This is a genomic window from Halomonas profundus, from assembly GCF_020865425.1.
In the GTDB taxonomy this organism is placed as follows: Bacteria; Pseudomonadota; Gammaproteobacteria; order Pseudomonadales; family Halomonadaceae; genus Vreelandella; species Vreelandella titanicae.
Genome location: NZ_CP086344.1, coordinates 67,862 through 92,650, shown reverse-complemented (window position 1 = coordinate 92,650; position 24,789 = coordinate 67,862). Strand labels below are relative to the sequence as shown.

At 54.1% G+C, this 24,789-nt stretch carries 18 protein-coding genes, 2 tRNA genes and 3 rRNA genes; 11 read left to right on the top strand and 12 right to left on the bottom strand.

Going from position 1 to position 24,789, the window contains the following annotated elements; genetic code table 11:
- Positions 1-3: 3 nt before the first annotated feature.
- Together flgC and flgB are read right to left on the bottom strand one after the other, a co-directional pair.
- Positions 4-414, bottom strand: coding sequence for a flagellar basal body rod protein FlgC (gene flgC / locus LMS44_RS00420; RefSeq protein ID WP_159175884.1), 411 nt, complete (start codon positions 412-414; stop codon positions 4-6).
- A 32-nt stretch (positions 415-446) separates the two neighbouring features.
- A complete protein-coding gene (gene flgB, locus LMS44_RS00415; protein ID WP_027958738.1) occupies positions 447-881 on the bottom strand; it encodes a flagellar basal body rod protein FlgB in 435 nt (144 codons plus the stop codon).
- Positions 882-1,084: 203 nt separating this feature from the next.
- Here flgB and flgA point away from each other — a divergent pair, with 203 nt between their 5' ends.
- The 4 genes from flgA (at position 1,085) to LMS44_RS00395 (ending at position 3,441) form a co-directional block, all read left to right on the top strand.
- The gene (flgA, locus tag LMS44_RS00410; RefSeq protein WP_476488829.1) at positions 1,085-1,801 is read left to right on the top strand and encodes a flagellar basal body P-ring formation chaperone FlgA; all 717 of its coding nucleotides are present in this window, start codon (positions 1,085-1,087) and stop codon (positions 1,799-1,801) included.
- Positions 1,802-1,897: 96 nt separating this feature from the next.
- Complete coding sequence (flgM, locus tag LMS44_RS00405) at positions 1,898-2,164, top strand: flagellar biosynthesis anti-sigma factor FlgM (protein ID WP_039860564.1); 267 nt, start codon at positions 1,898-1,900, stop codon at positions 2,162-2,164.
- A 13-nt stretch (positions 2,165-2,177) separates the two neighbouring features.
- A complete protein-coding gene (locus LMS44_RS00400) occupies positions 2,178-2,627 on the top strand; it encodes a flagella synthesis protein FlgN (protein WP_141440185.1) in 450 nt (149 codons plus the stop codon).
- A gap of 73 nt (positions 2,628-2,700) precedes the next feature.
- Positions 2,701-3,441, top strand: a complete 741-nt coding sequence (locus LMS44_RS00395; RefSeq protein ID WP_476488828.1) for an SDR family NAD(P)-dependent oxidoreductase — start codon at positions 2,701-2,703, stop codon at positions 3,439-3,441.
- Positions 3,442-3,501: 60 nt separating this feature from the next.
- On the opposite strand, the gene rrf is transcribed toward LMS44_RS00395, so the two are convergent.
- The 6 genes from rrf to lldD form a co-directional block, all read right to left on the bottom strand.
- Positions 3,502-3,617, bottom strand: a 5S ribosomal RNA gene (rrf, locus tag LMS44_RS00390).
- 166 nt (positions 3,618-3,783) lie between these two features.
- A 23S ribosomal RNA gene (locus LMS44_RS00385) occupies positions 3,784-6,673 on the bottom strand.
- 259 nt (positions 6,674-6,932) lie between these two features.
- A tRNA-Ala gene (locus LMS44_RS00380) sits at positions 6,933-7,008 on the bottom strand.
- A 116-nt stretch (positions 7,009-7,124) separates the two neighbouring features.
- Positions 7,125-7,201, bottom strand: a tRNA-Ile gene (locus LMS44_RS00375).
- A gap of 83 nt (positions 7,202-7,284) precedes the next feature.
- Positions 7,285-8,817 (bottom strand): 16S ribosomal RNA (locus LMS44_RS00370).
- Together the 16S, 23S and 5S rRNA genes with 2 tRNA genes alongside form the textbook arrangement of a ribosomal RNA operon.
- 499 nt (positions 8,818-9,316) lie before the next feature.
- Entirely contained in the window at positions 9,317-10,468 is a 1,152-nt protein-coding gene (gene lldD, locus LMS44_RS00365) for an FMN-dependent L-lactate dehydrogenase LldD (RefSeq protein WP_476488827.1), read from the bottom strand.
- 298 nt (positions 10,469-10,766) lie between these two features.
- On the opposite strand from lldD, the gene LMS44_RS00360 reads away from it, so the two are divergent.
- Genes LMS44_RS00360 through LMS44_RS00350 form a run of 3 tightly spaced genes read left to right on the top strand, consistent with a single transcriptional unit; the run spans position 10,767 to position 14,831 of the window.
- Positions 10,767-11,540, top strand: coding sequence for a GntR family transcriptional regulator (locus LMS44_RS00360; RefSeq protein ID WP_027958892.1), 774 nt, complete (start codon positions 10,767-10,769; stop codon positions 11,538-11,540).
- On the top strand, positions 11,537-13,456 hold the full coding sequence (locus tag LMS44_RS00355) for a sensor histidine kinase (RefSeq protein WP_159175978.1): 1,920 nt from the start codon (positions 11,537-11,539) through the stop codon (positions 13,454-13,456). Before LMS44_RS00360 ends, LMS44_RS00355 begins: the two co-directional genes overlap by 4 nt.
- Positions 13,449-14,831, top strand: a complete 1,383-nt coding sequence (locus LMS44_RS00350) for a sigma-54-dependent transcriptional regulator (protein WP_009288649.1) — start codon at positions 13,449-13,451, stop codon at positions 14,829-14,831. Before LMS44_RS00355 ends, LMS44_RS00350 begins: the two co-directional genes overlap by 8 nt.
- On the opposite strand, the gene LMS44_RS00345 is transcribed toward LMS44_RS00350, so the two are convergent.
- The 3 genes from LMS44_RS00345 to LMS44_RS00335 form a co-directional block, all read right to left on the bottom strand.
- Positions 14,807-15,478: a metal-dependent hydrolase gene (locus LMS44_RS00345; protein WP_027958894.1), complete on the bottom strand. Its 672-nt coding sequence runs from the start codon at positions 15,476-15,478 to the stop codon at positions 14,807-14,809. The two genes, LMS44_RS00350 and LMS44_RS00345, sit on opposite strands and share 25 nt — an antisense overlap.
- A 129-nt stretch (positions 15,479-15,607) precedes the next feature.
- Positions 15,608-16,153, bottom strand: coding sequence for a gamma carbonic anhydrase family protein (locus LMS44_RS00340; RefSeq protein ID WP_039860901.1), 546 nt, complete (start codon positions 16,151-16,153; stop codon positions 15,608-15,610).
- A 48-nt stretch (positions 16,154-16,201) separates the two neighbouring features.
- Positions 16,202-17,542, bottom strand: a complete 1,341-nt coding sequence (locus LMS44_RS00335) for a sodium-dependent transporter (RefSeq protein WP_159175977.1) — start codon at positions 17,540-17,542, stop codon at positions 16,202-16,204.
- A 193-nt stretch (positions 17,543-17,735) separates the two neighbouring features.
- Here LMS44_RS00335 and prlC point away from each other — a divergent pair, with 193 nt between their 5' ends.
- From prlC to LMS44_RS00315, 4 genes are all read left to right on the top strand, one after another.
- A complete protein-coding gene (gene prlC, locus LMS44_RS00330; RefSeq protein ID WP_159175976.1) occupies positions 17,736-19,784 on the top strand; it encodes an oligopeptidase A in 2,049 nt (682 codons plus the stop codon).
- A gap of 56 nt (positions 19,785-19,840) precedes the next feature.
- Entirely contained in the window at positions 19,841-20,092 is a 252-nt protein-coding gene (locus LMS44_RS00325) for a YheV family putative zinc ribbon protein (protein WP_027958898.1), read from the top strand.
- A 322-nt stretch (positions 20,093-20,414) separates the two neighbouring features.
- Complete coding sequence (locus LMS44_RS00320; RefSeq protein WP_138801677.1) at positions 20,415-21,407, top strand: TAXI family TRAP transporter solute-binding subunit; 993 nt, start codon at positions 20,415-20,417, stop codon at positions 21,405-21,407.
- Positions 21,408-21,510: 103 nt separating this feature from the next.
- Positions 21,511-23,712, top strand: coding sequence for a TRAP transporter permease (locus LMS44_RS00315; RefSeq protein ID WP_022520977.1), 2,202 nt, complete (start codon positions 21,511-21,513; stop codon positions 23,710-23,712).
- Between the two features lie 102 nt (positions 23,713-23,814).
- On the opposite strand, the gene metF is transcribed toward LMS44_RS00315, so the two are convergent.
- On the bottom strand, positions 23,815-24,657 hold the full coding sequence (gene metF / locus LMS44_RS00310; RefSeq protein WP_138801675.1) for a methylenetetrahydrofolate reductase [NAD(P)H]: 843 nt from the start codon (positions 24,655-24,657) through the stop codon (positions 23,815-23,817).
- Between the last annotated feature and the right edge of the window lie 132 nt (positions 24,658-24,789).

The following is a 24,789-nucleotide window of genomic DNA, read 5'->3' as shown; positions in this document are numbered from 1 at the left end:
CGGTTACCCCTCACCTAGCGACAGCGTCTGCATCAACATCTGCTTGCTGGTATTAAATACTTCAATGTTGGCTTGATAGGAACGCGAGGCAGAAATCATATTGACCATCTCATGCACTGGCTCAACGTTGGGCTTTGCCACATAACCCTCTTCATCTGCCGCCGGGTGGTTGGGCATGTACTCCATCCGCAGAGGTGAGTCATCTTCCACTACCTCGGTGACGCGCACACCGCCAACGCCATAGCGGTTACCTTGTGACTGGGTCTCAAACATCACCTGCTTGGCTCGATAGGTTTCACCATCAGGCCCGGCAACGCTGTCGGCATTGGCCATATTGCTAGCGGTAACATTCATGCGCTGGGATTGGGCACTCATTGCCGACCCGGCAATATCAAACGCAGAGAACATCGACATCGTGGATTAACTCCTCACTAATTTAGACAGAATCATTCGGGCTGCATGGCATTCTTCAGCCCCTGAATACGGCTGTTGAGCATCGTGAGGCCGACTTGATAACGAACAGCGTTATCTGCAAACTGCGTGCGCTCACGATCCATATCGACCGTATTTCCATCCAAACTGGGCTGGTCGGGAATGCGGTAAAGCAAATCGGGGTTGCCCGCTCCACGCCATGCAGGGCCTTCTCCAGCAATATGGCTACCAGAAGTACGCGCTAAAGTCAGACCGCCTCCGGTATGGCTAGATGCACTCTGAGTACCTTCGACTGCTTTTTTCAGCTCACTAGCAAAGTCAATGTCACGCGCCTTATAGTTAGGCGTATCGGCATTGGCGATATTAGCCGCTAACACCTCGTGACGCGCTTGACGTAACCCTACTGCTTGCTGATGAAAATTAAAGGCAGATTCCAGTTGATCAATCATGCCGACCCTCGCGTGAGGCAAAAAATAAAATGGATTTTGTTGATGATGAAGAATACGTCTGGAGCTGTCAGCCTAAAGCATGGAACAGCTGGCGTTTCCACCAGCATTTCGCGTGATACGGCTACTACCTTTTCGCTACACTGAACGATGGATTCTCCTCGTTACGTTCCTTCTTCTTCAGCTCCCAAGTAAGCGGCCTCCCCATGCTCCGACTGCGCTTTACTAAGCCAAGCACGCTTCGCTTTTGGCAATTAGCCTTCTTCTGGGCAATCCTAAGCGTTACTGCCTTCACCAGGATTCAAGCTGATGACGACAATCTTCTCCAACAAGTGCATCAATTTTTGTACGAAGAGACACAGGCATTAGGCGAGGAAGTGGTCATTGACCTACGACCACCCTCTCCGCATTTGCCAGAGTGCATTCAGCCAGAACCTTTTTTGGCCAACGCCAATCAAGCACCCTTGGGCCGCGTTTCCGTTGGGGTGCGTTGCGGTGAAGATGGCCGGCAGGTTCGCTATTTGCAGGCGCAGATTGATGTCATTGGTGATTATGTGGTGGCAGCCAGGGATATTGAGCGAGGCACCCAGATTACATCAAGCATGCTTAGCGAACGCGGGGGCAATCTCGGCGATCTCTCAGCTCAGGCTTTGACAGCTGAAGAGGATATCGTGGGTAAAATAGCTCAGCGTCCTATTCGTAGTGGTAGTGTCTTTTTAGCGCATTACTTACAAGCGCCTCATTTAGTTGAACGCGGACAGCGCGTTACTGTCATAGCTCAAGGTTCTGCCTTCCGAGTTTCACGCGAAGGCGAAGCATTGGAAGATGGTGCTCTTGGTGAGCAAATTAGAGTTCGTTTTGGCCCACGAGAAATCATGACTGCTCGTGTCGCCGAGCGTGGTATTTTGGTCGTGGATTTTTAATTCGCAGCCTAAAGTTAGGCCCAATGCTGCCGATATACTGTTATACAAGCTACACTAAGCGCCAAGCGCATCGACGTTGACGATGAGGCAGACAACGTGAAAATTGATAACATTAATTCGCTATTACGCTCAAGCCAAGCCCAGCAGCGTGATGAAACGCAAAAGGCTGATAGCGTATCACCCGTCGCACCGGGCGGCGCAGCTCGCGAATCGACTCAACTGAGCCAATCAAGTATCGATGAATCTCAGGACGTCGATACTGCTAAAGTTGAAGAAATTCGCGATGCTATACGTGAAGGTCGCCTTGAAATGCGCGCCGACCGTATCGCCGAGGGCTTAATTGCCAATCTTAAAGATCTATAAAGGGACGCTGTAAATGAGCCTTGCATCCTTGCTTACCGACCAGCAACAGCGCCTTGAGGCGTTAATTTCGTTGTTGTCCAGCGAGCAAAATTTATTGACGCAAGGTGATATTGACGGTGATGCATTATCGCAAGTTGCACTAGACAAACAGTCTTTATTGGCCGAACTTGAGCGCATTGAAACTGTGCGGCGCAATGTGCAAAAACGTCTTGGTTATGCCGAAGGCGCAAACGGCGCCAGAGCGGCAGCTCATGATGCCGGCTGCCTGGCAGCTTGGGAAAGCTTGCTTGAAAAAAGCGAGCGAGCCGCGCGTATGAATGAGCTAACGGGCCAGATGTTGTCCGTACGAATGAAGCATAATCAGGCAATGCTTGATTATATTCGTCAAATCGCTGAAAAAACACTCTATAAGCCTGATGGACGCAACAGCGCCCAACCCGGCAGAATCAACGCTTCCGCCTGATACCTCCCTCGACAAGCCATCAGCATGACGTTTCAATGAAAACCCACTCTCAGCGGCAAATCAAAAGACGATCATGTTCAATTTATTGCCTCATCATTATACAGCGGTGGTTGTAGGCGCCTCGGGGGGAATAGGTGATGCTATTATTAATCAGCTACTCTCTTCCTCTCAGGTCGGCCATGTTATTGCGGTAAGCCGGCAGCCACCACGAATTGACAACCCCCATCTTACACACCTAATGCTCGATGTTTCTCAAGAGCAGGGCCGGCAGGCGCTTAAAACAGAACTAGCCTCGCAGCCAATCCACTTCTTTTTCAATGCCATCGGAACCCTTCATGATGACGCGCAACGACTCTTGCCCGAGAAGTGCCTTGACCAGCTTAGTGTCGAAAGCCTTGCACAAACAATGAACATCAATGCCTATGTGCCAATTTTATTGCTAGCGGCACTGAAAGACTCTTTCAAAGGGTCACACCCTGCAGTGATTGCCAGCCTTTCGGCTCGCATTGGCTCAATCGAAGATAATCAGTTAGGAGGCTGGTACAGCTATCGTGCCAGCAAAGCAGCGCATAACATGCTGCTTAAGACAGCATCCATTGAGCTCAAGCGACTGAATAAGCAATCGCTAGTGCTTTGTCTTCATCCTGGCACCACCGACACAGCCCTCTCTAAACCTTTTCAAAACCGAGTACCTAGCGAAAAGCTATTTGCACCCGCATTTGTAGCAGAGAAGCTGCTGGCAGTCATCGCTCAGCGAACGCCCGAAGATAGTGGAACCTTCTGGGCCTGGGATGGCAAATCTATCGACTGGTGAGGTGTTACGCAAAAAAAAATCCCCCAAGGCATCAGCCCTGGGGGATTTTTCATAATAAGTGCCTGACGATGACCTACTCTCGCATGGGGAGACCCCACACTACCATCGGCGCTAAGCGGTTTCACTTCTGAGTTCGGCAAGGGATCAGGTGGTTCACGCGTGCTATGGTCGTCAGGCGTAACTGTTAATGTACATCATGCTGACGAGCAGGCTTTCTAGCGTTGCTTGCTCAATTGTGTGCGTCTCATCGCCTGTCGCCCTGGCGTTATGTCGCTGGAGCCACACGCTGCGTATCCGGTTTTCATTGACGTCATCATTACGACCAGACCCCTTGGGTGTTATAGGGTCAAGCCTCACGGGCCATTAGTACACGTTAGCTCAACGCCTTGCAGCGCTTCCACACCGTGCCTATCAACCAGCTGGTCTCGCTGGGCCCTTCAGGAGGCTCTAGGCCTCAGGGATGTCTCATCTTGAAGGGGGCTTCCCGCTTAGATGCTTTCAGCGGTTATCCCGTCCGACCATAGCTACCCGGCAATGCCACTGGCGTGACAACCGGAACACCAGAGGGTCGTCCACTCCGGTCCTCTCGTACTAGGAGCAGCCCTTCTCAAACATCCAACGCCCACGGCAGATAGGGACCGAACTGTCTCACGACGTTCTAAACCCAGCTCGCGTACCACTTTAAATGGCGAACAGCCATACCCTTGGGACCGACTTCAGCCCCAGGATGTGATGAGCCGACATCGAGGTGCCAAACACCGCCGTCGATGTGAACTCTTGGGCGGTATCAGCCTGTTATCCCCGGAGTACCTTTTATCCGTTGAGCGATGGCCCTTCCATACAGAACCACCGGATCACTAGAACCTGCTTTCGCACCTGCTCGACGTGTCTGTCTCGCAGTCAAGCACCCTTATGCTCTTGCACTCAATGCACGATGTCCGACCGTGCTGAGGGTACCTTCGTGCTCCTCCGTTACTCTTTAGGAGGAGACCGCCCCAGTCAAACTACCCACCACACACTGTCCTCGATCCGGATAACGGACCTGAGTGAGAACGCCAATGATGCCAGGCTGGTATTTCAAGGTTGGCTCCCTTCGAACTGGCGTCCAAAGTTCAAAGCCTCCCAGCTATCCTACACAGGCAACATCAGCGTCCAGTGTGAAGCTATAGTAAAGGTTCACGGGGTCTTTCCGTCTAGCCGCGGGTACACCGCATCTTCACGGCGATTTCAATTTCACTGAGTCTCGGGTGGAGACAGCGTGGCCATCATTACGCCATTCGTGCAGGTCGGAACTTACCCGACAAGGAATTTCGCTACCTTAGGACCGTTATAGTTACGGCCGCCGTTTACCGGGGCTTCAATCAAGAGCTTCGCCTTGCGGCTAACACCATCATTTAACCTTCCGGCACCGGGCAGGCGTCACACCCTATACGTCCGCTTGCGCGTTAGCAGAGTGCTGTGTTTTTAATAAACAGTTGCAGCCACCTGGTATCTTCGACCGGTTCGGGCTAGGAGAGCAAGTCTCTTCACCCTATGCCGGCGTGCCTTCTCCCGAAGTTACGGCACCATTTTGCCTAGTTCCTTCACCCGAGTTCTCTCAAGCGCCTTGGGATTCTCACCCTGACCACCTGTGTCGGTTTGGGGTACGGTCGCACATGATCTGAAGCTTAGAGGCTTTTCCTGGAAGCGTGGCATCAGTGACTTCCTGACCGTGGTCAGTTCGTCTCGTGTCTCGGCTTTAAGACCCCGGATTTACCTAAGGTCTCGGCCTACTCACTTTCACCAGGACTACCAACGCCTGGCTCACCTAGCCTTCTTCGTCCCCCCATCGCAACCATGTCCGGTACGGGAATATTGACCCGTTTCCCATCGACTACGCCTTTCGGCCTCGCCTTAGGGGCCGACTCACTCTGCTCCGATTAGCGTCGAACAGAAACCCTTGGTCTTCCGGCGAGGGCGTTTTTCACGCCCTTTATCGTTACTCATGTCAGCATTCGCACTCGTGATACCTCCAGCGAACTTCTCAATTCACCTTCATTGGCTTACACGACGCTCCTCTACCGCTCATCCTAATGGATGAACCCGTAGCTTCGGTACCTGGTTTAGCCCCGTTACATCTTCCGCGCAGGCCGACTCGACTAGTGAGCTATTACGCTTTCTTTAAAGGATGGCTGCTTCTAAGCCAACCTCCTAGCTGTCTGAGCCTTCCCACATCGTTTCCCACTTAACCAGGATTTCGGGACCTTAGCTGACGGTCTGGGTTGTTTCCCTTTTCACGACGGACGTTAGCACCCGCCGTGTGTCTCCCACGCGCTACTCACCGGTATTCGGAGTTTGCCTCGGGTTGGTAAGTCGGGATGACCCCCTAGCCGAAACAGTGCTCTACCCCCGGCGGTACTACGTGAGGCGCTACCTAAATAGCTTTCGAGGAGAACCAGCTATCTCCGAGCTTGATTAGCCTTTCACTCCGATCCACAAGTCATCCAAATCTTTTTCAACAGATCCTGGTTCGGGCCTCCAATTGATGTTACTCAATCTTCACCCTGCTCATGGATAGATCGCTCGGTTTCGGGTCTATATCCAGCGACTGTGTCGCCCAGTTAAGACTCGGTTTCCCTACGGCTCCCCTATACGGTTAACCTCGCCACTGAATATAAGTCGCTGACCCATTATACAAAAGGTACGCCGTCACCCAACAAGTGGGCTCCGACTGCTTGTACGCACACGGTTTCAGGATCTATTTCACTCCCCTCTCCGGGGTTCTTTTCGCCTTTCCCTCACGGTACTGGTTCACTATCGGTCAGCCAGGAGTATTTAGCCTTGGAGGATGGTCCCCCCGTCTTCAGTCAAGGTTTCTCGTGCCCCGACCTACTCGATTTCACATGATCAGATTTTCGACTACGGGGCTATCACCCGCTACGGCCACGCTTCCCAGCGTGTTCGCCTAATCAGTCTCATGCTTAAGGGCTGGTCCCCGTTCGCTCGCCGCTACTAGGGGAATCTCGGTTGATTTCTTTTCCTCAGGGTACTTAGATGTTTCAGTTCCCCTGGTTCGCCTCGTACACCTATGTATTCAGTGCACGATACTCATCTTGTGATGAGTGGGTTTCCCCATTCAGAAATGCCCGGGTCACAGGTTGTTGCCACCTCACCGAGCCTTATCGCAGGCTACCACGTCTTTCATCGCCTCTGGCTGCCTAGGCATCCACCGTGTGCGCTTCATTGCTTGACCCTATAACCCGAAGGAGTCTGGTATCTCGCAATGATCACGTTTCATTTTGCCGGATACGCTTGAGACGTATCACAATTTAAGAAGCACTTCTTGCGAAGTGTTCTTGTCAGCATGATATACATTGTTAAAGAGCAGCTGTTCAATGAACAGTGATAAGGCGGCGTGCGATAACTAAAACAACGGCTACAACACAGCGACTTATCAATGGTCACGAAACATTCACAAACGGTATTGAAGGTTAAACAGGGTAGTAACGTAATGGTGGAGCCAAGCGGGATCGAACCGCTGACCTCCTGCGTGCAAGGCAGGCGCTCTCCCAGCTGAGCTATGGCCCCATCTAGTCACTCTTAGTCACACTCACCTCTGGCCAATTTTATTTAGCGCAAGGCATTTTATGACGACGCATAGCCTACTATGCGAGTTATAAAATAACGCAGCGATAAATAAAATTTGGTGGGTCTGGGCAGACTTGAACTGCCGACCTCACCCTTATCAGGGGTGCGCTCTAACCAACTGAGCTACAGACCCAAGAGGGGATCGTGCTTTTACCGTTTGCTCTATATCTGATCAGGTAATTCATTGTGGACGCTTACTAACTGTGACGCATCGTTTAAGGAGGTGATCCAGCCGCAGGTTCCCCTACGGCTACCTTGTTACGACTTCACCCCAGTCATGAACCACACCGTGGTGATCGCCCTCTTGCGTTAGGCTAACCACTTCTGGTGCAGTCCACTCCCATGGTGTGACGGGCGGTGTGTACAAGGCCCGGGAACGTATTCACCGTGACATTCTGATTCACGATTACTAGCGATTCCGACTTCACGGAGTCGAGTTGCAGACTCCGATCCGGACTGAGACCGGCTTTAAGGGATTCGCTGACTCTCGCGAGCTCGCAGCCCTTTGTACCGGCCATTGTAGCACGTGTGTAGCCCTACCCGTAAGGGCCATGATGACTTGACGTCGTCCCCACCTTCCTCCGGTTTGTCACCGGCAGTCTCCTTAGAGTTCCCGACATTACTCGCTGGCAAATAAGGACAAGGGTTGCGCTCGTTACGGGACTTAACCCAACATTTCACAACACGAGCTGACGACAGCCATGCAGCACCTGTCTTACAGTTCCCGAAGGCACACCAGAATCTCTTCCGGCTTCTGTAGATGTCAAGGGTAGGTAAGGTTCTTCGCGTTGCATCGAATTAAACCACATGCTCCACCGCTTGTGCGGGCCCCCGTCAATTCATTTGAGTTTTAACCTTGCGGCCGTACTCCCCAGGCGGTCGACTTATCGCGTTAACTTCGCCACAAAGTGCTCTAGGCACCCAACGGCTGGTCGACATCGTTTACGGCGTGGACTACCAGGGTATCTAATCCTGTTTGCTACCCACGCTTTCGCACCTCAGTGTCAGTGTCAGTCCAGAAGGCCGCCTTCGCCACTGGTATTCCTCCCGATCTCTACGCATTTCACCGCTACACCGGGAATTCTACCTTCCTCTCCTGCACTCTAGCCTGACAGTTCCGGATGCCGTTCCCAGGTTGAGCCCGGGGCTTTCACAACCGGCTTATCAAGCCACCTACGCGCGCTTTACGCCCAGTAATTCCGATTAACGCTTGCACCCTCCGTATTACCGCGGCTGCTGGCACGGAGTTAGCCGGTGCTTCTTCTGCGAGTGATGTCTTTCCTACCGGGTATTAACCGATAGGCGTTCTTCCTCGCTGAAAGTGCTTTACAACCCGAGGGCCTTCTTCACACACGCGGCATGGCTGGATCAGGGTTGCCCCCATTGTCCAATATTCCCCACTGCTGCCTCCCGTAGGAGTTCGGGCCGTGTCTCAGTCCCGATGTGGCTGATCATCCTCTCAGACCAGCTACGGATCGTTGCCTTGGTAAGCCATTACCTTACCAACTAGCTAATCCGACATAGGCTCATCCAATAGCGGGAGCCGGAGCCCCCTTTCTCCCGTAGGACGTATGCGGTATTAGCCTGGGTTTCCCCAGGTTATCCCCCACTATCGGGCAGATTCCTATGCATTACTCACCCGTCCGCCGCTCGTCAGCGGGTAGCAAGCTACCCCTGTTACCGCTCGACTTGCATGTGTTAGGCCTGCCGCCAGCGTTCAATCTGAGCCATGATCAAACTCTTCAGTTTAAGATCTATGTGATCCTTACATGTCACCCGAGGGCAACAAAAGCGGATCAAACTTGGCTCAAGGTTCAAACGAATTCATTCAAAACAGATCCCAAAGGACGAATCCTTTAAAACCTTATTGCTTGAGTCGCTTGCCTTGATATTGGGTGATTTGTCACCAACATCAGCAAGCGCCCACATGAATTACCTGATCAAATTGTTAAAGAGCTGTTTCGCTGTTAGGTTGCTGTGAAAGCAACCTGGCTGCCGTTGACTTGGCTTGCCTCAGCGAGGAAGGCGTATTCTACGCATTTCCTGGTGTTTGTCAATCGCTGTTTTTTAGCGAGTGAGGCGAGCGACACAACCTGCTCTAACCTCCTGACAAACCAAGGCTTTTACACCTTATTCACCGCTGGTAACGCTTGGCGTCCCCGGCAGCGGATGCGTACTTTACGGATTCGCTGACGGGTTGGCAAGCGGTTTTTAACCCTAATACTGATAGAGGCACTGACAATGGCCCTCAGATACCGCGGAGCGAGTCTGGCACCAGCGAATCAGCCCCTAGGTCGGCGATGCTACGCGCCCCGGTGAGCGTCATTGCAACCCGCATCTCCTTTTCAAACAGCTCAAGCAGATGGGAAACGCCCGCCTCTCCGGCTGTAGCAAGTGCATAGATAAAAGCACGCCCAATCAATACGGTATCCGCCCCCATGGCGATCATGCGCACAACATCAAGTCCACTGCGTACGCCGGAGTCGGCTAGAATGGCTAAATCGCCCTTAACCGCATCAGCGATAGCAGGCAGCGCACGCGCGGTAGAGGGGACACCGTCTAGCTGACGACCACCATGATTGGAAACAACGATACCATCCGCGCCGAAGCGAACCGCATCACGAGCATCGTCGGGGTCGAGAATCCCTTTGATGATCATTGGACCCTCCCAGAGCTCACGAATCCACTCCAAGTCCTTCCATGAGATGGCCGGATCAAAGTTGTCACCCAACCAGGCAATATAGTCTTCTAGCTCCGTTGGCTTGCCGCGATAATCAGACACGTTACCCAAGTCATGGGGACGGCCATTAACACCCACGTCCCAGGCCCAAAAAGGGTGTGTTGCTGCTTGAAGCATACGCCGCATTGGGCCGCGCTTACCGCTCATGCCTGAATGTGCATCTCGATAGCGTGCCCCCGGCACGGGCATATCGACGGTAAAGATCAGTGTCTTGACGCCAGCGGCTTTGGCTCGCTCCAAGACATGCTTCATAAATCCTCTATCTTTCAACACATAAAGCTGAAACCAGATAGGCCGATCAATCGCAGAGGCCACTTCGTCGATTGGACACACCGATACTGTCGACAGTGTAAACGGCACCCCCTTATTAGCAGCTGCCCGCGCAGCTTGCACTTCACCACGCCTAGCATACATTCCTGCCAACCCCACCGGCGCCAAGGCGACCGGCATAGCAAGCGCTTCGCCGAACAGTGTGGTCTCCAATGATAGTGAAGACATATCCTTCAACACACGCTGACGCAAAGCGACACCAGCAAGATCCTCAACATTGCGTCGCAGCGTATGCTCCGCGTAGGAACCACCGTCAGCGTAGTGAAATAGAAAAGGGGGGATACGACGCTTGGCCGCTTGGCGATAATCAGTGGAAGCAGAAATGATCATGGATAGCCCTGTGTAATAGCCCTATACAATGGATGCGCTATACACCGGCGCCCCAAAGTGGAAAATTGGTTTTACCAATTGACAAAAAAACTAGCACCAACAGTAGTGAGCCGCCCTAAGCGTGTCAAACGGTGATATCACTCCTTAGCACCTTATCCCGCTATACTTTAGTTTAAAGTCGCTATTAATGCGTTTTATTAAAGTTAAATCCTACTTCGCAGACGCTTGAGATCAAACCTCAAAGATCTTAATATTGGTCTTACCAATTGCGGACGCAAATCGACATGAGCTATTCAATATGAGCTACCCACCGCTCCGCCAGCAGCGCTTGGCCGATGTAATTACTGAACGCCTTGAAGCTATGATGCTAGAAGGCAGCCTAAAACCAGGCGAGCGCTTACCTCCCGAACGTGAATTAGCCGAACGGTTTGGTGTTTCGCGCCCCTCTTTACGGGAAGCTATTCAGAAACTAGCCGCTCGTGGCCTACTAACCAGCCGCCAAGGCGGCGGCACTTTTGTTAACGATGACCTCAGCAATGGTTATACCGACCCCTTGCTGGAGATGCTCTCTCGTCACGGCGAATTTAACCTAGACTTACTTGAATTCCGCGACGCTATGGAAGGTATATCCGCCTACTACGCTGCGCTGCGCTCAACACCCGCCGATAAGTCCGTGCTTATTCAGCGCTTTGAAGAGCTCGACGGCGGTTTTGCCGGTGCCGACCCTATCCAAGAAGCCAAACTAGATGCAGCGTTCCACTTAGCGATTGCCGAAGCTGCTCACAATGTTCTACTGCTGCATACCATTCGCGGCATTTTTCACCTGCTAGAGAAGAGCATTGTAAATAACCTGGCCCATTTATTCGCCAAGGAGGGTTCGCGCAGTCAGTTAATGCAACAGCACCGCGCCCTACTCAATGCCATTTTGGAAGGCCGCGCGGAGGATGCCCGCACTCGCGCTCATGAGCACTTAGTGTTTGTCGAAGAAGGTCTACTTGAGATGGCGAGGGCTGAGACGCGCGCCCAGCGTGCCCTTCGCCGCGCTCAAGGCAGTAGTAAGACGTCAGCATGAACAGCGCTGGTATGAATAACCAAGCGCCCACCCCCTTGCCGCCACGCTGGCGGCGCCTGTGGCTGCTGGTTATTTCACTCGGCTTGCTGTTTTGCATGTGGCAGGCCGCCCAGTTGGCGCGTGAACAAGCGCTTTCCAACTTACAGGATGATGCCGAAAACGAGCTGCGGCTGTCTGCCGCCAACTTAAACGGCTATTTACTGCGCTACGACTACTTGCCGCAAATGCTTGCCACTCGGGAAGGCGTGCAGCGTTTTTTGGCCTCTCCCGATAGCCAAGACCCGATGCCGCTAAATATGCTACTGGATCGTTTCCGCTTTACAGCGGGGGTTTCAGACGTCTATTTACTCAATCACGATGGCGACACGATCGCCGCCAGCAATTGGCACCGCCCTAACACCTTTATTGGCCAGAACTATGCTTTCCGCTCCTACTACACCGATGCCATTGCCGGAGGCCAGGGGCGCTTTTTTGGTTTGGGCATCAAGTCTCTTGAACGGGGCTACTACTTTTCATCGCCCATATGGCTAGACGACACCTCGCCCGATGCACAGCCAGACGGCGTGCTAGTAGTTAAAGTGCTTTTAGATGATGTTGAAGAGAGCTGGGCTGAGCAGGATGCCGAGCTATTTGTCACTGATAGCGATGACATCATTTTCATGGCCAGCCACCCCGAACTACGCATGAACGCGCTCTACCCACTCACCGATGAGCAGCGTCAAGCCCTAAGAGAAACGCGCCGCTATGCCATGGAGCCATTGTCACCCTCGGGTATTGAAATCAATGCACCTTACCGACAGGGAAGCCAGTTGGTCAGTTTCTCCCAAGGCCCATTGAGCAGTAGCGACTATCTTAGTTTGACCCGACATGTCCCTGAATTTGGCTGGCAAATGCATATTTTAAAGCCGCTAACACCGGTGATTAGCGCTCAGTGGATTGCCGCCCTCATGGCAGGCGGCCTCTACGGCGTGGTCACTCTCGGCGCAGGTATTGGCTGGCAGCGCCTACGGCTGCGCCGTGAACGCGAAGCGTTTGCCGAGCGCGAGCGCAATACCTTGGCACGCGTGCGTGACGAACTTGAGGTAAGCGTAGAGCGCCGCACCCGTGATCTGGTGGCCAGCAACCAACGCCTATCGGATGAAATTGAAGAGCGCCGCCGTGCAGAGGCCAATTTACGCCAGACCCAAGACGAGCTTATTCAAGCCGCCAAACTCGCTGTGTTGGGGCAGCTCGCCGCGGGCATCAACCATGAACTTAATCAACCACTGGCGGCTATTCGCGCTTACGCGGAAAACGCCCGCCGTTTTATGGCATTAGCACGCCACGAAAAAGCGGATGCCAACCTTGAACAAATTGTTGAACTGACCGAGCGTATGGCGGACATCAGCGCTCAGCTGCGCCAGTTTTCACGTAAGAGCAGCGAGCACCAGGAGGCGATTTCGGTACAAGCCTGTATCGACTATGCTCTTCGCCTGTTTCAAAGCCGCCTGCGCGAAGGCAACATCTCCATTACTCAGGAGTGGCCCAATGAAACACTATGGGTGCAAGGCGATCTAGTGCGTCTGGAACAAGTGTTGGTCAATTTAATCGGTAATGCGCTGCAGGCCATGAAAGGCGTACCTGCGCCACAACTTACTCTGGGCGCCCAAATACACCAGCAGCAGGTCATTATTAGCGTTACCGATAATGGCCCTGGCATTCCCGAGGAGCACTTAGGGCATATTTTTGAACCCTTTTTTACCACCAAAGCGCCGGGGAGTGGTTTAGGCCTAGGACTCTCGATTTCGTCGCGTATCATGGACGATTTAGGCGGCAAGTTACAGGCAACTAATCGACCCGAAGGCGGCGCTTGCTTCACTATCGCCCTGCCCCACTCACCGCTAACTCACCCCCAGGAGAACTCCTCGTATGCATGAGCCGTCGACGCTGCCGGTCATGGTGATCGACGACGAACCGCATCTGCGGATCACCGCCAGCCAAACCCTCGAGCTTGCAGGCTACACGCCCTACTGCTTCGAATCAGCGGAACAAGCCCTGGCAGCATTAACACCGGACTTCCCAGGTGTCATTGTCAGTGATATCCGCATGCCGGGAATGGATGGTATGGCACTGCTCCATGAGTTACACAGCCGCGACGCCACTCTGCCGATTATTTTAATCACCGGTCACGGCGACATTTCCACGGCCGTAGAAGCCATGCGCGCAGGAGCATGGGATTTTCTTGAGAAGCCGTTTGCCGGTGATCAGTTGCTGGACGTAGTACGCCGAGGCATAGAGAAGCGCCAACTCAGCTTGGAAAACCACCGTCTTAAAGCTGAACTTGAAGTGCAACAAGCCGCGTTGGGACCGCGACTCGTTGGGCGCACACCCATCATATCCAGGCTCGCGGCGATGATTCAGCGTATCAGCCAAGTAGAAGCCGACGTTCTGCTATTCGGTGAAACAGGTACCGGTAAAGACCTCGTGGCCCGTGCAATTCACGAACGCAGCGGCCGGCGCAACAGCCCCTTTATGGCGATCAACTGCGGCGCGGTGCCCGAAAACACCATTGAGTCCGAGCTGTTTGGCCATGAAAAAGGCGCTTTCACGGGTGCAGTAGAGCGGCGAATCGGCAAGTTTGAACACGCTAACGGCGGCACCGTGTTTCTGGATGAGATCGAATCGATGCCCATGGCGCTGCAGGTCAAGCTGCTGAGGGTGCTGCAGGAACGCAGCGTTGAGCGGTTAGGCGCCAATGAAACAGTTCCGCTCAATATTCGGGTGATTGCGGCCACCAAGGTGGATCTCAAAGCCGCCTCCGAAGAGGGGAGTTTTCGCGAAGACCTTTACTATAGGCTAAACGTTGTCACCCTGCCGCTGCCTGCTCTGCGCGAGCGGCGTGAGGATATCCCCTTGCTGTTCCAGCACTTTGCCGTGGTCGCTGCCAATCGTAGCGGGCTAGAAGCACCGACCCTCGACAGCCCCGCCATTGCCGCCCTGCTGGCCCATGATTGGCCCGGCAACGTGCGCGAGCTGCGGAACCTTGCCGAGCGTTACGTGCTACTGGGCGCCGCCTTTGACTATCGTCTGGATGCGCTGCTGGAAGGGGTCAACGCCGACACCGAAGAGCCTACTTTGCCGCGCCAGGTAGAGCTGTTTGAAAAGAGCCTGATCAGCCAATCTCTGTCGCGCTACCATGGACGGGTAACCGATGTTTGTCACCACTTGGGCATTCCGCGCAAAACCTTTTACGACAAACTTAAAAAGCACGGCCTCAATGCCGACGACTATCGCCACAGCAGCGAGCCTTGATGCAACAACTCCCCCAAGACAGACCAGGGCGGCACCCAGGGCACCAGCGTTAATGTGGCAATCAACATTAGCAGGTTAGACATTGGCCGCCGGCTGTCGCCTAGCTTGAGCGCCGTACCAAACGAGCGTTTTAGCCGCGCGCCTTCAAGATCAACGCTGTATATCTCATCCAAACTCAAGTGGATCAAAAACCCTACTAAGGTGGCCGCACCGTGAGACCACGCTAGCCACGCTGGTTGGCTGAGCAAATTAAAACTTAACGCGGCGGTGAGCAGGCTGCATAGCCCGCCCGCTAGCAGTGAATGCCAAATACCGCGGTGCACGGTAAAACGCGAGAACAGCACCCCCGCCAAATAGCGCACACAGAAGTAGATTCCGCCACAGGCAATCAACAACGCGCCCGGCGTGAGCCATGGCTGTAACAACAAGGCGCCTAATACCAAGGCGGGCACCGAAAGCAGATTGAATATCAAACGGATAGAGTGGGAACGATCAGCATCAATGTCGGGCAAAATGCCGCCAAAGGTGACTAATGCAATCATCACCAGCGCTTGGGAGGGTGGCCACCACTGGCCTTTCCAACCTACGTAAGCTATCAGCATGCCGCCCGCCGCTGCCACCGTAATATGCGTGCGAAAATTAGCCATGACGCGGCATCCTAAAGTCTGCAAAACAGAAAACTGTATAAATTAACAGACTTTTAGTGTTCGCGACATGACTAATTTAAGAAAAAAGGTTGGCTTAGCAATCGCTTAGGGAAAGCTTAGAAAAAGTCGCTAGCGGGTGACTTCGGCCAGAAAGCGGTCTTTCAATTTAACGTAGTTACCTGCGGTATAGGGAAAGAAAGCACGCTCTTTGTCTTTGAGTGGTCGCATCGCTTTGGCGGGGTTACCGGCATACACATAGCCATTCTCCAAATGCTTACCCGGCGTTACCACGGCGCCTGCGGCAATAATGACCTCGTCCTCAACGACCGCGCCATCCATTACAATCGCGCCCATCCCTACCAGGATCCGACTTCCCAAGGTGCAGCCATGCAGTATCGCTTTATGGCCGATGGTCACATCATCGCCAATGGTGAGCGGAAACCCCTCCGGACTAAAATCACTGGCGTGGGTAATATGTAGCACGCTGCCGTCCTGCACGCTGGTACGCGCACCGATACGAATACGGTGCATATCGCCACGGATAACCGTCATCGGCCAGACAGAGCAGTCGTCACCCATCACCACATCACCAATGACCACACTGGCCGGATCAATATAAACGCGCTCACCCAATTGGGGTTCCATACCTTGATAGGGCCTTAATGCACTACTCATAACTCGCTCCTAGGGTTGTTGGATAGCTTAGAGAATTCAGTTACCCCACTATAGCAACCCGGCCAGCAGAACAATAAAGGTCAGCGGAATCGACACCCAGCGAATGATATTGCGCCACACCAGGTAGCCCCTTTCACCAACGCCTAACGCGCTTACCACTTTATCGCGAGGCATTACCCAAGCGGCAAAAACCGCTATCAATAGGCCGCCCAAAGGCAGGAAAACATCCGGCGGTATACTGCTGACAAGCTCGAAGACATTGCGTCCAAATAGCGGCCGAAATTCCGCCAGGGTTGAAAAAGAGAAGGCCGATAACAGCCCGATCAACCAGACGCTGAGCGCCACAATGGCAGTCGAGATACTGCGACGCAGCCCCAAACCCTGTAACGTTGCGACCATCGGCTCCGCGAGGTTAATGGCCGATGTCCAGGTGGCCAGTAGCAGCAGTAAGAAGAACACGCTCAGCCATACAGAGCCCCAGGGCAGCTCAGAAAACGCAATGGGCAGGGTGACAAACATTAACCCTGGGCCATCAGTGGGATCCATGCCTTGAGCAAATACCACCGAGAAAATAGCGATCCCCGCCAGTAACGCCACGCTAATATCGAGTACGGCGACTGCCACAGCGGCTTTAGGCAGGCTTTGCTCTTCCGGCATATAAGCGCCATACGCCATCAAAGCACAGGCGCCCACCGCCAAAGTAAAGAACGCGTGCCCCATGGCGTGAACCACCACCGCCGGGGTTATCGCCTCGAAAGAGGGTAAAAACAGCCACGCCAAGGCGGGGGCAAAGCCATCAGTCGTCGCGGCATAGCCCGCTAATAGCAGCAACAACAGATACAGCAGCGGCATCAGCAGGTTATTGAGCCGCTCTAACCCCTTGGCAACACCCGCCGCCACGACCGTCATGGTCATAAACAGAAATAGCGAGTGGTTGAAGATCAGCAGCCCAGGGTTGGCCAAGAAGGCTTCAAAACCGGCGCCAATCTCTGCGGCACTCGCGCCATTGAAATGGCCGTTAACAGAGGCCACCAAAAACTCAATCGACCAGCCGGACACCACCGAGTAGAAAGATAAAATGCAGAACACGGTGAACGCCCCGAATAGCCCCAACCAGCGCCAGCGAGGCGAAGCCCCCGCCTCGGCCGCCAAGACACTCAACGCTTGCATTGGCCCGCGTCGCCCAGCACGGCCAATCAGAATCTCCGCCATCATGACCGGAATACCCAGCAGCAGCACAAACGCCACATAAATCAGTAAAAACGCCGCACCGCCGTTCTCTCCGGCCACGTAAGGAAAGCGCCAGATGTTGCCTAACCCCACCGCAGCACCTGTTACCGCCAAGATAAAGGCCCGCTTCGACCCCCAGCGCTCCAGCGTTTCGCTCATCACATGCTCCTGCCATTGGTGGCATTAAAAGGCGGCAAGACTAGCAGGCGCTTGCGTGCAGGCCAAACCCTGGCATTAAACATAGTTGTTGAGGCTAACATTGAAACACAGCACCACCGCCCGCACTGTGTCATTATTATTGCGCGTTTTGCGCTCACTAACGGTTTTTAAAACGATGCCAATCGAGGTGCCCATGTCCACCAATCCGCTGCTTGAAACGCACGCGCTGCCCCCCTTTGCTGAGATTCGCGCCGAGCACGTGGAGCCTGCCGTGGAGACGCTGCTAAGCGAAAGCCGAGAGGCCATTGATCGCCTCGCCGAGCAGGCAGCCGCTACCCCGCCTACCTGGGACACTTTTGCAGCGCCCCTTGAAGCGGTGAATGATCGGCTCACCAAGGCGTGGTCACCGGTTTCGCACCTCAATGGCACCATGAACTCGCCGGAAATGCGCGAAGCGTATCAGGCATGCCTTGGGAAGCTCTCCGACTTCGGCACCTGGGTAGGCCAGCACGAAGGGTTATTTCATGGCTGGCAAGCATTGAAAGATGGCCCGGCCTGGAAGCACCTGGATGCCGCACAGCGGCGCACCGTGGAGAACGCCCTACGCGATTTCCGCCTTGCCGGTGTTGATCTTCCTGCTGACCAGAAAGCCCGCTACGGCGAGATTCAGTCGCGGCTCTCACTGCTGTCAAATCAGTTCTCCAATAACGTGCTGGATGCTACCCAGGCATGGCACAAGGACATCGATAGCCAAGAGACGTTAGCGGGGGTGCCGGAAAGTGCTCTCGACACCTTAAAAGCCACCGCCGAGGCGAAAGGCGTTGCGGGCTACCGTATTACCCTGGATTTCCCCAGCTTCTTCCCGGTGGTTAGCTATGCCGATAACCGCGAGCTGCGCCGGGAGGTCTATACCGCTTTTGTTACCCGTGCGTCTGATGAAGGCCCAGATGCGGGCAAATTCGATAACGCGGCGATCATGGAAGAGATCCTGGCACTGCGCAATGAAATGGCCCAATTGCTCGGCTTTGCCACCTATGCCGATTACTCTCTCACCACCAAAATGGCGGAATCTCCCGAGCAGGTGCTCGATTTTCTCAACGACTTAGCCCGCCGTGCGTTGCCTCAGGCGAAGGAGGAGTTTGCAGAACTCAGTGCTTATGCCCGAGAAGAACTCGGCCTAGAGACGCTGGAACCGTGGGATGTTGCCTATGCCAGCGAAAAACTACGCGAAGCGCGCCACTCGATCTCCCAGGAGCAATTACGCCCCTATTTTCCAGCACCCCAGGTAATCGATGGCTTGTTTCAGGTGGTTGAACGCCTTTACGGCGTGCGATTTGAAGAAGATACCCAAGCACCCCGCTATCATGATGACGTGCGCTATTTCCGCATCACCGAAAACGGCCAACCCATTGCCGGTTTCTATCTGGATCTCTACGCCCGCGAAGGTAAGCGTGGCGGTGCCTGGATGGCCGATTGCCGGGTGCGTCGTCAAACCGAGCAGGGTCTGCAACTGCCCGTCGCCTTCCTGACCTGCAACTTTACTGCCCCGGTAAACGGCCGCCCGGCACTGCTCACCCACGACGAAGTCACCACGCTGTTCCATGAGTTTGGCCATGGCCTCCACCATATGCTGACCCAGCAGCAGATCGCCGATATTTCCGGCATTAACGGCGTCGCTTGGGATGCCGTAGAGCTGCCCAGCCAGTTTATGGAAAACTACTGCTGGGAGCGTGAAGGCTTAGATCTACTCGCCAAACACGTGGATAGTGGTGAACCGCTGCCAGCAGAGCTGCTTGAGCGCCTGCAGGCAGCCAAGAATTTCCAGTCAGCCATGGGTATGATGCGCCAAATCGAGTTCTCGCTGTTTGATCTGCGTCTGCACCATGAACTTAGCGCCCCCAGCGCCAGCGATGTGCAAGCCTTGTTAGATGAGGTGCGCGAAGCGGTGTCTGTGCTGCCGAAAGTGCCATTCAACCGCTTCCAAAATAGTTTTGGCCACGTGTTTGCCGGTGGCTATGCGGCTGGTTACTACAGCTACAAGTGGGCTGAAGTGCTCTCGGCGGACGCCTGGAGCGCCTTTGAAGAGACCGGTATTTTCGATCCTGAAACGGGCCAGCGCTTTCGTCGCGAAATCCTGGAGCAGGGCGGCGCCCGCGATGCAGCCGACCTTTTTGTCGCCTTTCGAGGCCGAGAGCCGAGCGTCGAACCGCTACTGCGCCATAGCGGCATTCGCGCTGCTTAAATCTGCAAAACCTATGCGCGCCCTCCACTTAGAGAGCGCGCTCTTGGAGTCTAATGATGTCTAGTGTGAAACGCTTTATCGCCGGTGTTACTTGCCCGCGCTGCGCAGCGATGGATCGGATCCGTGCCTGGGAGCAAAACGGTATTCGCTACCGAGAATGCGTCAGTTGCGATTTCTTCGAGCAACTGCCCATCGAAGAGGATGCGCTTACCGAAATGACCACCCGGGTCAACCAGGTACGTGACGATCAGAAGCAGCAGGATGTGCAACCCGTACGTATTTTGGATCCAGGTAAATCCTCGCGTTAACTCCCTCCCCGCCAAGGATGGCGTGTTCATTCTTTCCTTAACGCCCCACAAGCCGATAGCGTACAGGCAACACCATTTAGTGTGCGGTTATCCGCACACTAAATAACCATTGTCGTGCGAACAATCGGACACTATGACAAAAAGTGCTTTCCACCAAAGTTGAATAAAAAAATCATAAGCATCTGATTTAAAAATCATAACCCTTAAATGGCACAACTATCGCTGTTAAATACTTTGGATACCCTGCTTAACGCAGTATCGACTGGCCGCATTTATCGACGCTGTCAGTATATAACCCCAATAACAGCTAGGAATTTTCGCCATGCGCAAACATATGCCTAAAACGTTCACTCTTCTCGCCAGCAGCGCTCTGCTTGTAGCCGCTGCCAGCAGTGCCCAAGCGCAAGCAGACCGCTCTGATTGGCCCGACAACTTTACCGTGGGCACCGCTAGCCAAGGCGGCACTTACTTCGTCTACGGTTCAGGCTGGGCCAACTTTATCGCTGATGAGCTGGGTGTATCTGGCGGTGGTGAAGTCACCGGTGGCCCGACTCAAAACCTGGCCCTGGTGCACACAGGCGATATGGCATTTGGCTTAACCACCATGGGCCCTGCTTCTGATGCCGTTAAAGGTGAAAGTCCGCTAGCGCCTGGAATGAAGATGGACAATGTATGCGCCATGTTCCCCATGTACGAAACGCCGTTCTCCATTACCGCGCTTTCTGACAGCGGTATTGAGTCAATTTCCGATATTCCTGATGGCGCGCGCATCGGTTTTGGCCCGGCTGCCTCAACCTCTGACACCTACTTCCCAGCGATTCTAGAAACCCTGGGCGTTAACTTTGAGCGTCGCAACGGCGGTTGGTCAGACTTGGGCGGTCAATTGCAGGATGGCCTGCTTGACGTGGTCGCCTTCGCTGCCGGCATTCCGATTCCCGCCGTTAGCCAGTTAGAAGTACAAACTGACGTCAACATTATTGAGTTTAACGAGGAAGAGCTGGCCACGGTGCTGGAAAACTTCCCCGTAGCTGAATTCATGATTCCGGCCAACACCTATACGACGCTGGAAGAAGATGCCCGCGCTGTCTCCATGTGGAACTTCGCTATCGCAGGCTGCGACCTGCCGGAAGATTTCGTTTATGAAGTCACCAAGGCGACCATGGAAAACAACGACCGCATGCGCTCTGTGCACCGCAGCGCTGAAACCACCATTCCAGAAAACATCAAGCACAACACCGTGCTGCCGTTTCACCCCGGCGCTGCACGCTGGTACGAAGAGAACGGCTATGAAATTGCTGATGACATGATCAACTAAGCAACGTTTACCGTTCTGACTGCCCCGTTTCCGGCCCAGCCGGGCGGGGCAGCTTTCGCTGCTGCTACCCCTTTGTCTGCTTTTGCTGTGAGGGTGAACTCTAATGAGTCACAAAACCGACCAAGACCCCAATGATCTCAAGGATGATGCCCACGCGGCGTCAGTGATACCAGAGTCCATTGCCGATGGTGTCGATGAAGACGTTGTTGAACCCAATCGCCGCCTGTTTACGGGCTGGCAGTTCCTACTGTTTGCGGCATTAGCGATCGCTTACTCAAGTTTCCATCTGATTTCACTCAACGTGTATCCGATGGAAACCTGGTCGTTTCGTATCGTGCATATTGCCGGTGCGCTTATTCTCGGTTACGGGCTCTTTTCTGGTGCCCGTTTTGCCGACGACGATCACCAGGCGTCAGGTGCCTGGATCAAATGGCTTAGCTACGCGTTACTGATTCCTGCCGCCTATACTCTGGCGCAAGTTCTGTTGATGTATCAAACGCTCAGCGGCGGCGCCATGCGCATCGACCCGAGCATTGAAAACTGGCACTACGGCTACCCGTTAATGGCGACGACAGCGGCGGCTGTTGTGTTGTCATGGTTTTATCGTCAGGCACGTCATCGCTTCAATCCTGCAGACTTGGTACTGATGGTCTGCGCGCTGGCCAGCGCTGGTTATTTGTTAGTGGCTTATAACACCAATATCCGCATGTCGACGGGTACCTCTTTCGCACCGTCAGGCATTTCCTGGGCGGCGATTGCGGGCTCACTACTGATTCTGGAGCTCACCCGCCGGGTCGCAGGCCTGGCCCTGGTGGTTATTTCTGCGGTTTTCCTGACCTACGTTTTCGCCGGGCCCTATCTGCCAGGCTTTTTAGGCTATCCGGGGCTGTCACTACAGCGCTTCTTTAGCCAGGTGTATACCGACGCAGGCATTCTCGGCCCCACCACCGCCGTGTCGTCGACCTATATTATTCTGTTCATTATTTTTGCTGCCTTCCTACAGGCCTCTAAAGTAGGCGACTACTTCGTTAACTTTGCCTTTGCCGCAGCTGGCCGTGCCCGTGGTGGCCCTGCCAAGGTGGCCATTTTTGCCTCTGGCTTGATGGGTATGATTAACGGTACTTCGGCAGGTAACGTGGTTTCCACCGGCTCATTGACCATTCCCCTGATGAAGAAAGTCGGCTACCCATCACGTAGCGCAGGCGCGATTGAGGCAGCCGCCTCAACCGGTGGGCAAATCATGCCGCCGATTATGGGCGCGGGCGCGTTCATCATGGCCGAAGTGACCGGTATTCCCTATACCGAAATCGCCCTTGCCGCTGTTATTCCGGCGATTCTGTATTTTGCCTCTATCTATTTTATGGTCGACTTTGAAGCCGCCCGTAAAGGCATGCGTGGCATGCGCAAAGATGAGATTCCGCTGTTCTCGAAGCTGGTAAAACAGGTCTATCTGTTCGCGCCGATTATTATCCTGATTGTCGCCCTGTTTATGGGCTACTCGGTGATCCGCGCGGGCACCTTGGCCACGGCGTCAGCCGCAGTGGTTAGCTGGCTCTCACCCAATAAAATGGGCTTTCGGGCGATTCTTAAAGCGCTGCAAATAGCGGGCACTATGTCGATTCAGATTATCGCCGTGTGCGCCTGCGCGGGCTTAATCGTCGGGGTTATCTCGCTGACCGGTGTGGGCGCGCGTTTCTCGTCACTGCTACTTGGCTTAGCGGGCGTGAGCCAACTGCTGGCACTAGTGTTCGCCATGCTGATCAGTATTCTACTCGGCATGGGTATGCCGACTACCGCTGCCTATGCGGTGGCCGCTTCCGTGGTCGCTCCCGGCTTGATCAATATCGGCATTGAACCGCTAATTGCTCACTTCTTTGTGTTCTATTTTGCGGTCGTCTCCGCGATTACCCCCCCTGTTGCCTTGGCCTCCTATGCCGCGGCCGGTATCTCCGGCGACAACCCCATGGGCACCTCGGTGGCCTCGTTCAAGATTGGCTTGGCCGCGTTCATTGTGCCGTTTATGTTCTTCTACAGCCCGGCCATGCTGATGGAAGGCTCACCGATGCAGATTCTGCGCGTTGGGTTAACCGCGACGCTGGGCATTGTGCTGCTTTCTGGTATGGTTCAAGCGTGGTTCTTTGGCCCCGTTAACCTAGTGCAGCGTGTCGTCATGCTGGTGGGCGCGCTGTTTTTAATCTACGGCGGTATCTATACCGACATTGCCGGCCTTGCGATTGGTATCGTGCTATTCATGATGCAGCGTAAGATGCACGGTGGTGGTAGCAAAACGGCACAAGCTGGCTGATTGATTTAAGCCGTTAAATGCTAAGCGTAAAAAAACCCCGCTCAACAATTGTTGAGCGGGGTTTTTTAATGGGCGCAAGGTAGGCAAAGAAAAGCGGCTTGGTTAACCAGCCAGGTTATCGACGATTTTCAGCACCGGCGCCGCTTGGTTAAGCGTGTAGAAGTGCAGGCCTGGCGCGCCGCCCTCCAGCAATCGCTGGCAAAGACGGCTCACTACATCGGTGCCAAAGGCAGCAATCGCTTCGCTGTCGTCGCCATAGGACTCCAGCTGCTTGCGAATCCAGCGCGGGATCTCGGCTCCACAGGCGTCAGAGAAACGCGCCAGCTTGGTGTAGTTGGTAATCGGCATGATACCGGGAATAATCGGCTGCTCGACGCCCAGCGCACGGGCTTTATCAACGAAGTTGAAATAGGCGTCAGCGGTGAAGAAGTACTGGGTGATGGCCATATTGGCGCCCGCCTTCATTTTACGCGCAAAGTTTTCCACATCCTTATCAAGATTAGGCGCCTGTGGATGAGATTCAGGATAAGCAGCCACTGCGATGTCGAAATGGGCGCCCGTCTCCGTGCGAATAAACTCAACCAGTTCGTTGGCATAACGTAGCTCACCAATGCTTCCCATACCTGAGGGCATATCACCACGCAACGCGACGAGGCTCTCGACCCCTTCCTCACGGTACTGCGCCAGCAGATCACGCAACTGCGCTTTTTCACTGCCTATGCAGGAGAGATGCGGAGCGGTATTAATGCCACTTTCACCGACCGCACGCACCACCTCACGGGTACGCGCCTGGGTAGACCCACCAGCACCGTAAGTCACCGAGAAAAAACGTGGTTTTCGGGCGGCCAGTTCATCGCGAACGTGAATCAGCTTGTCGCGCCCAGCATCGGTACTGGGCGGAAAGAATTCAAAGCTGATACCTAGCGGATGCTCATGGCTGCTCATGGGGTTTCCTTATTAGTGATCAAACATGATGATATTTTGAGGTATTCTCGCTGTTCCAGCGCGCTGGGGCTAATGAAAGATTCCACGCTTGGCCTTTAATTCGGCTCATGTTAGCGAGCCACCACATACGAC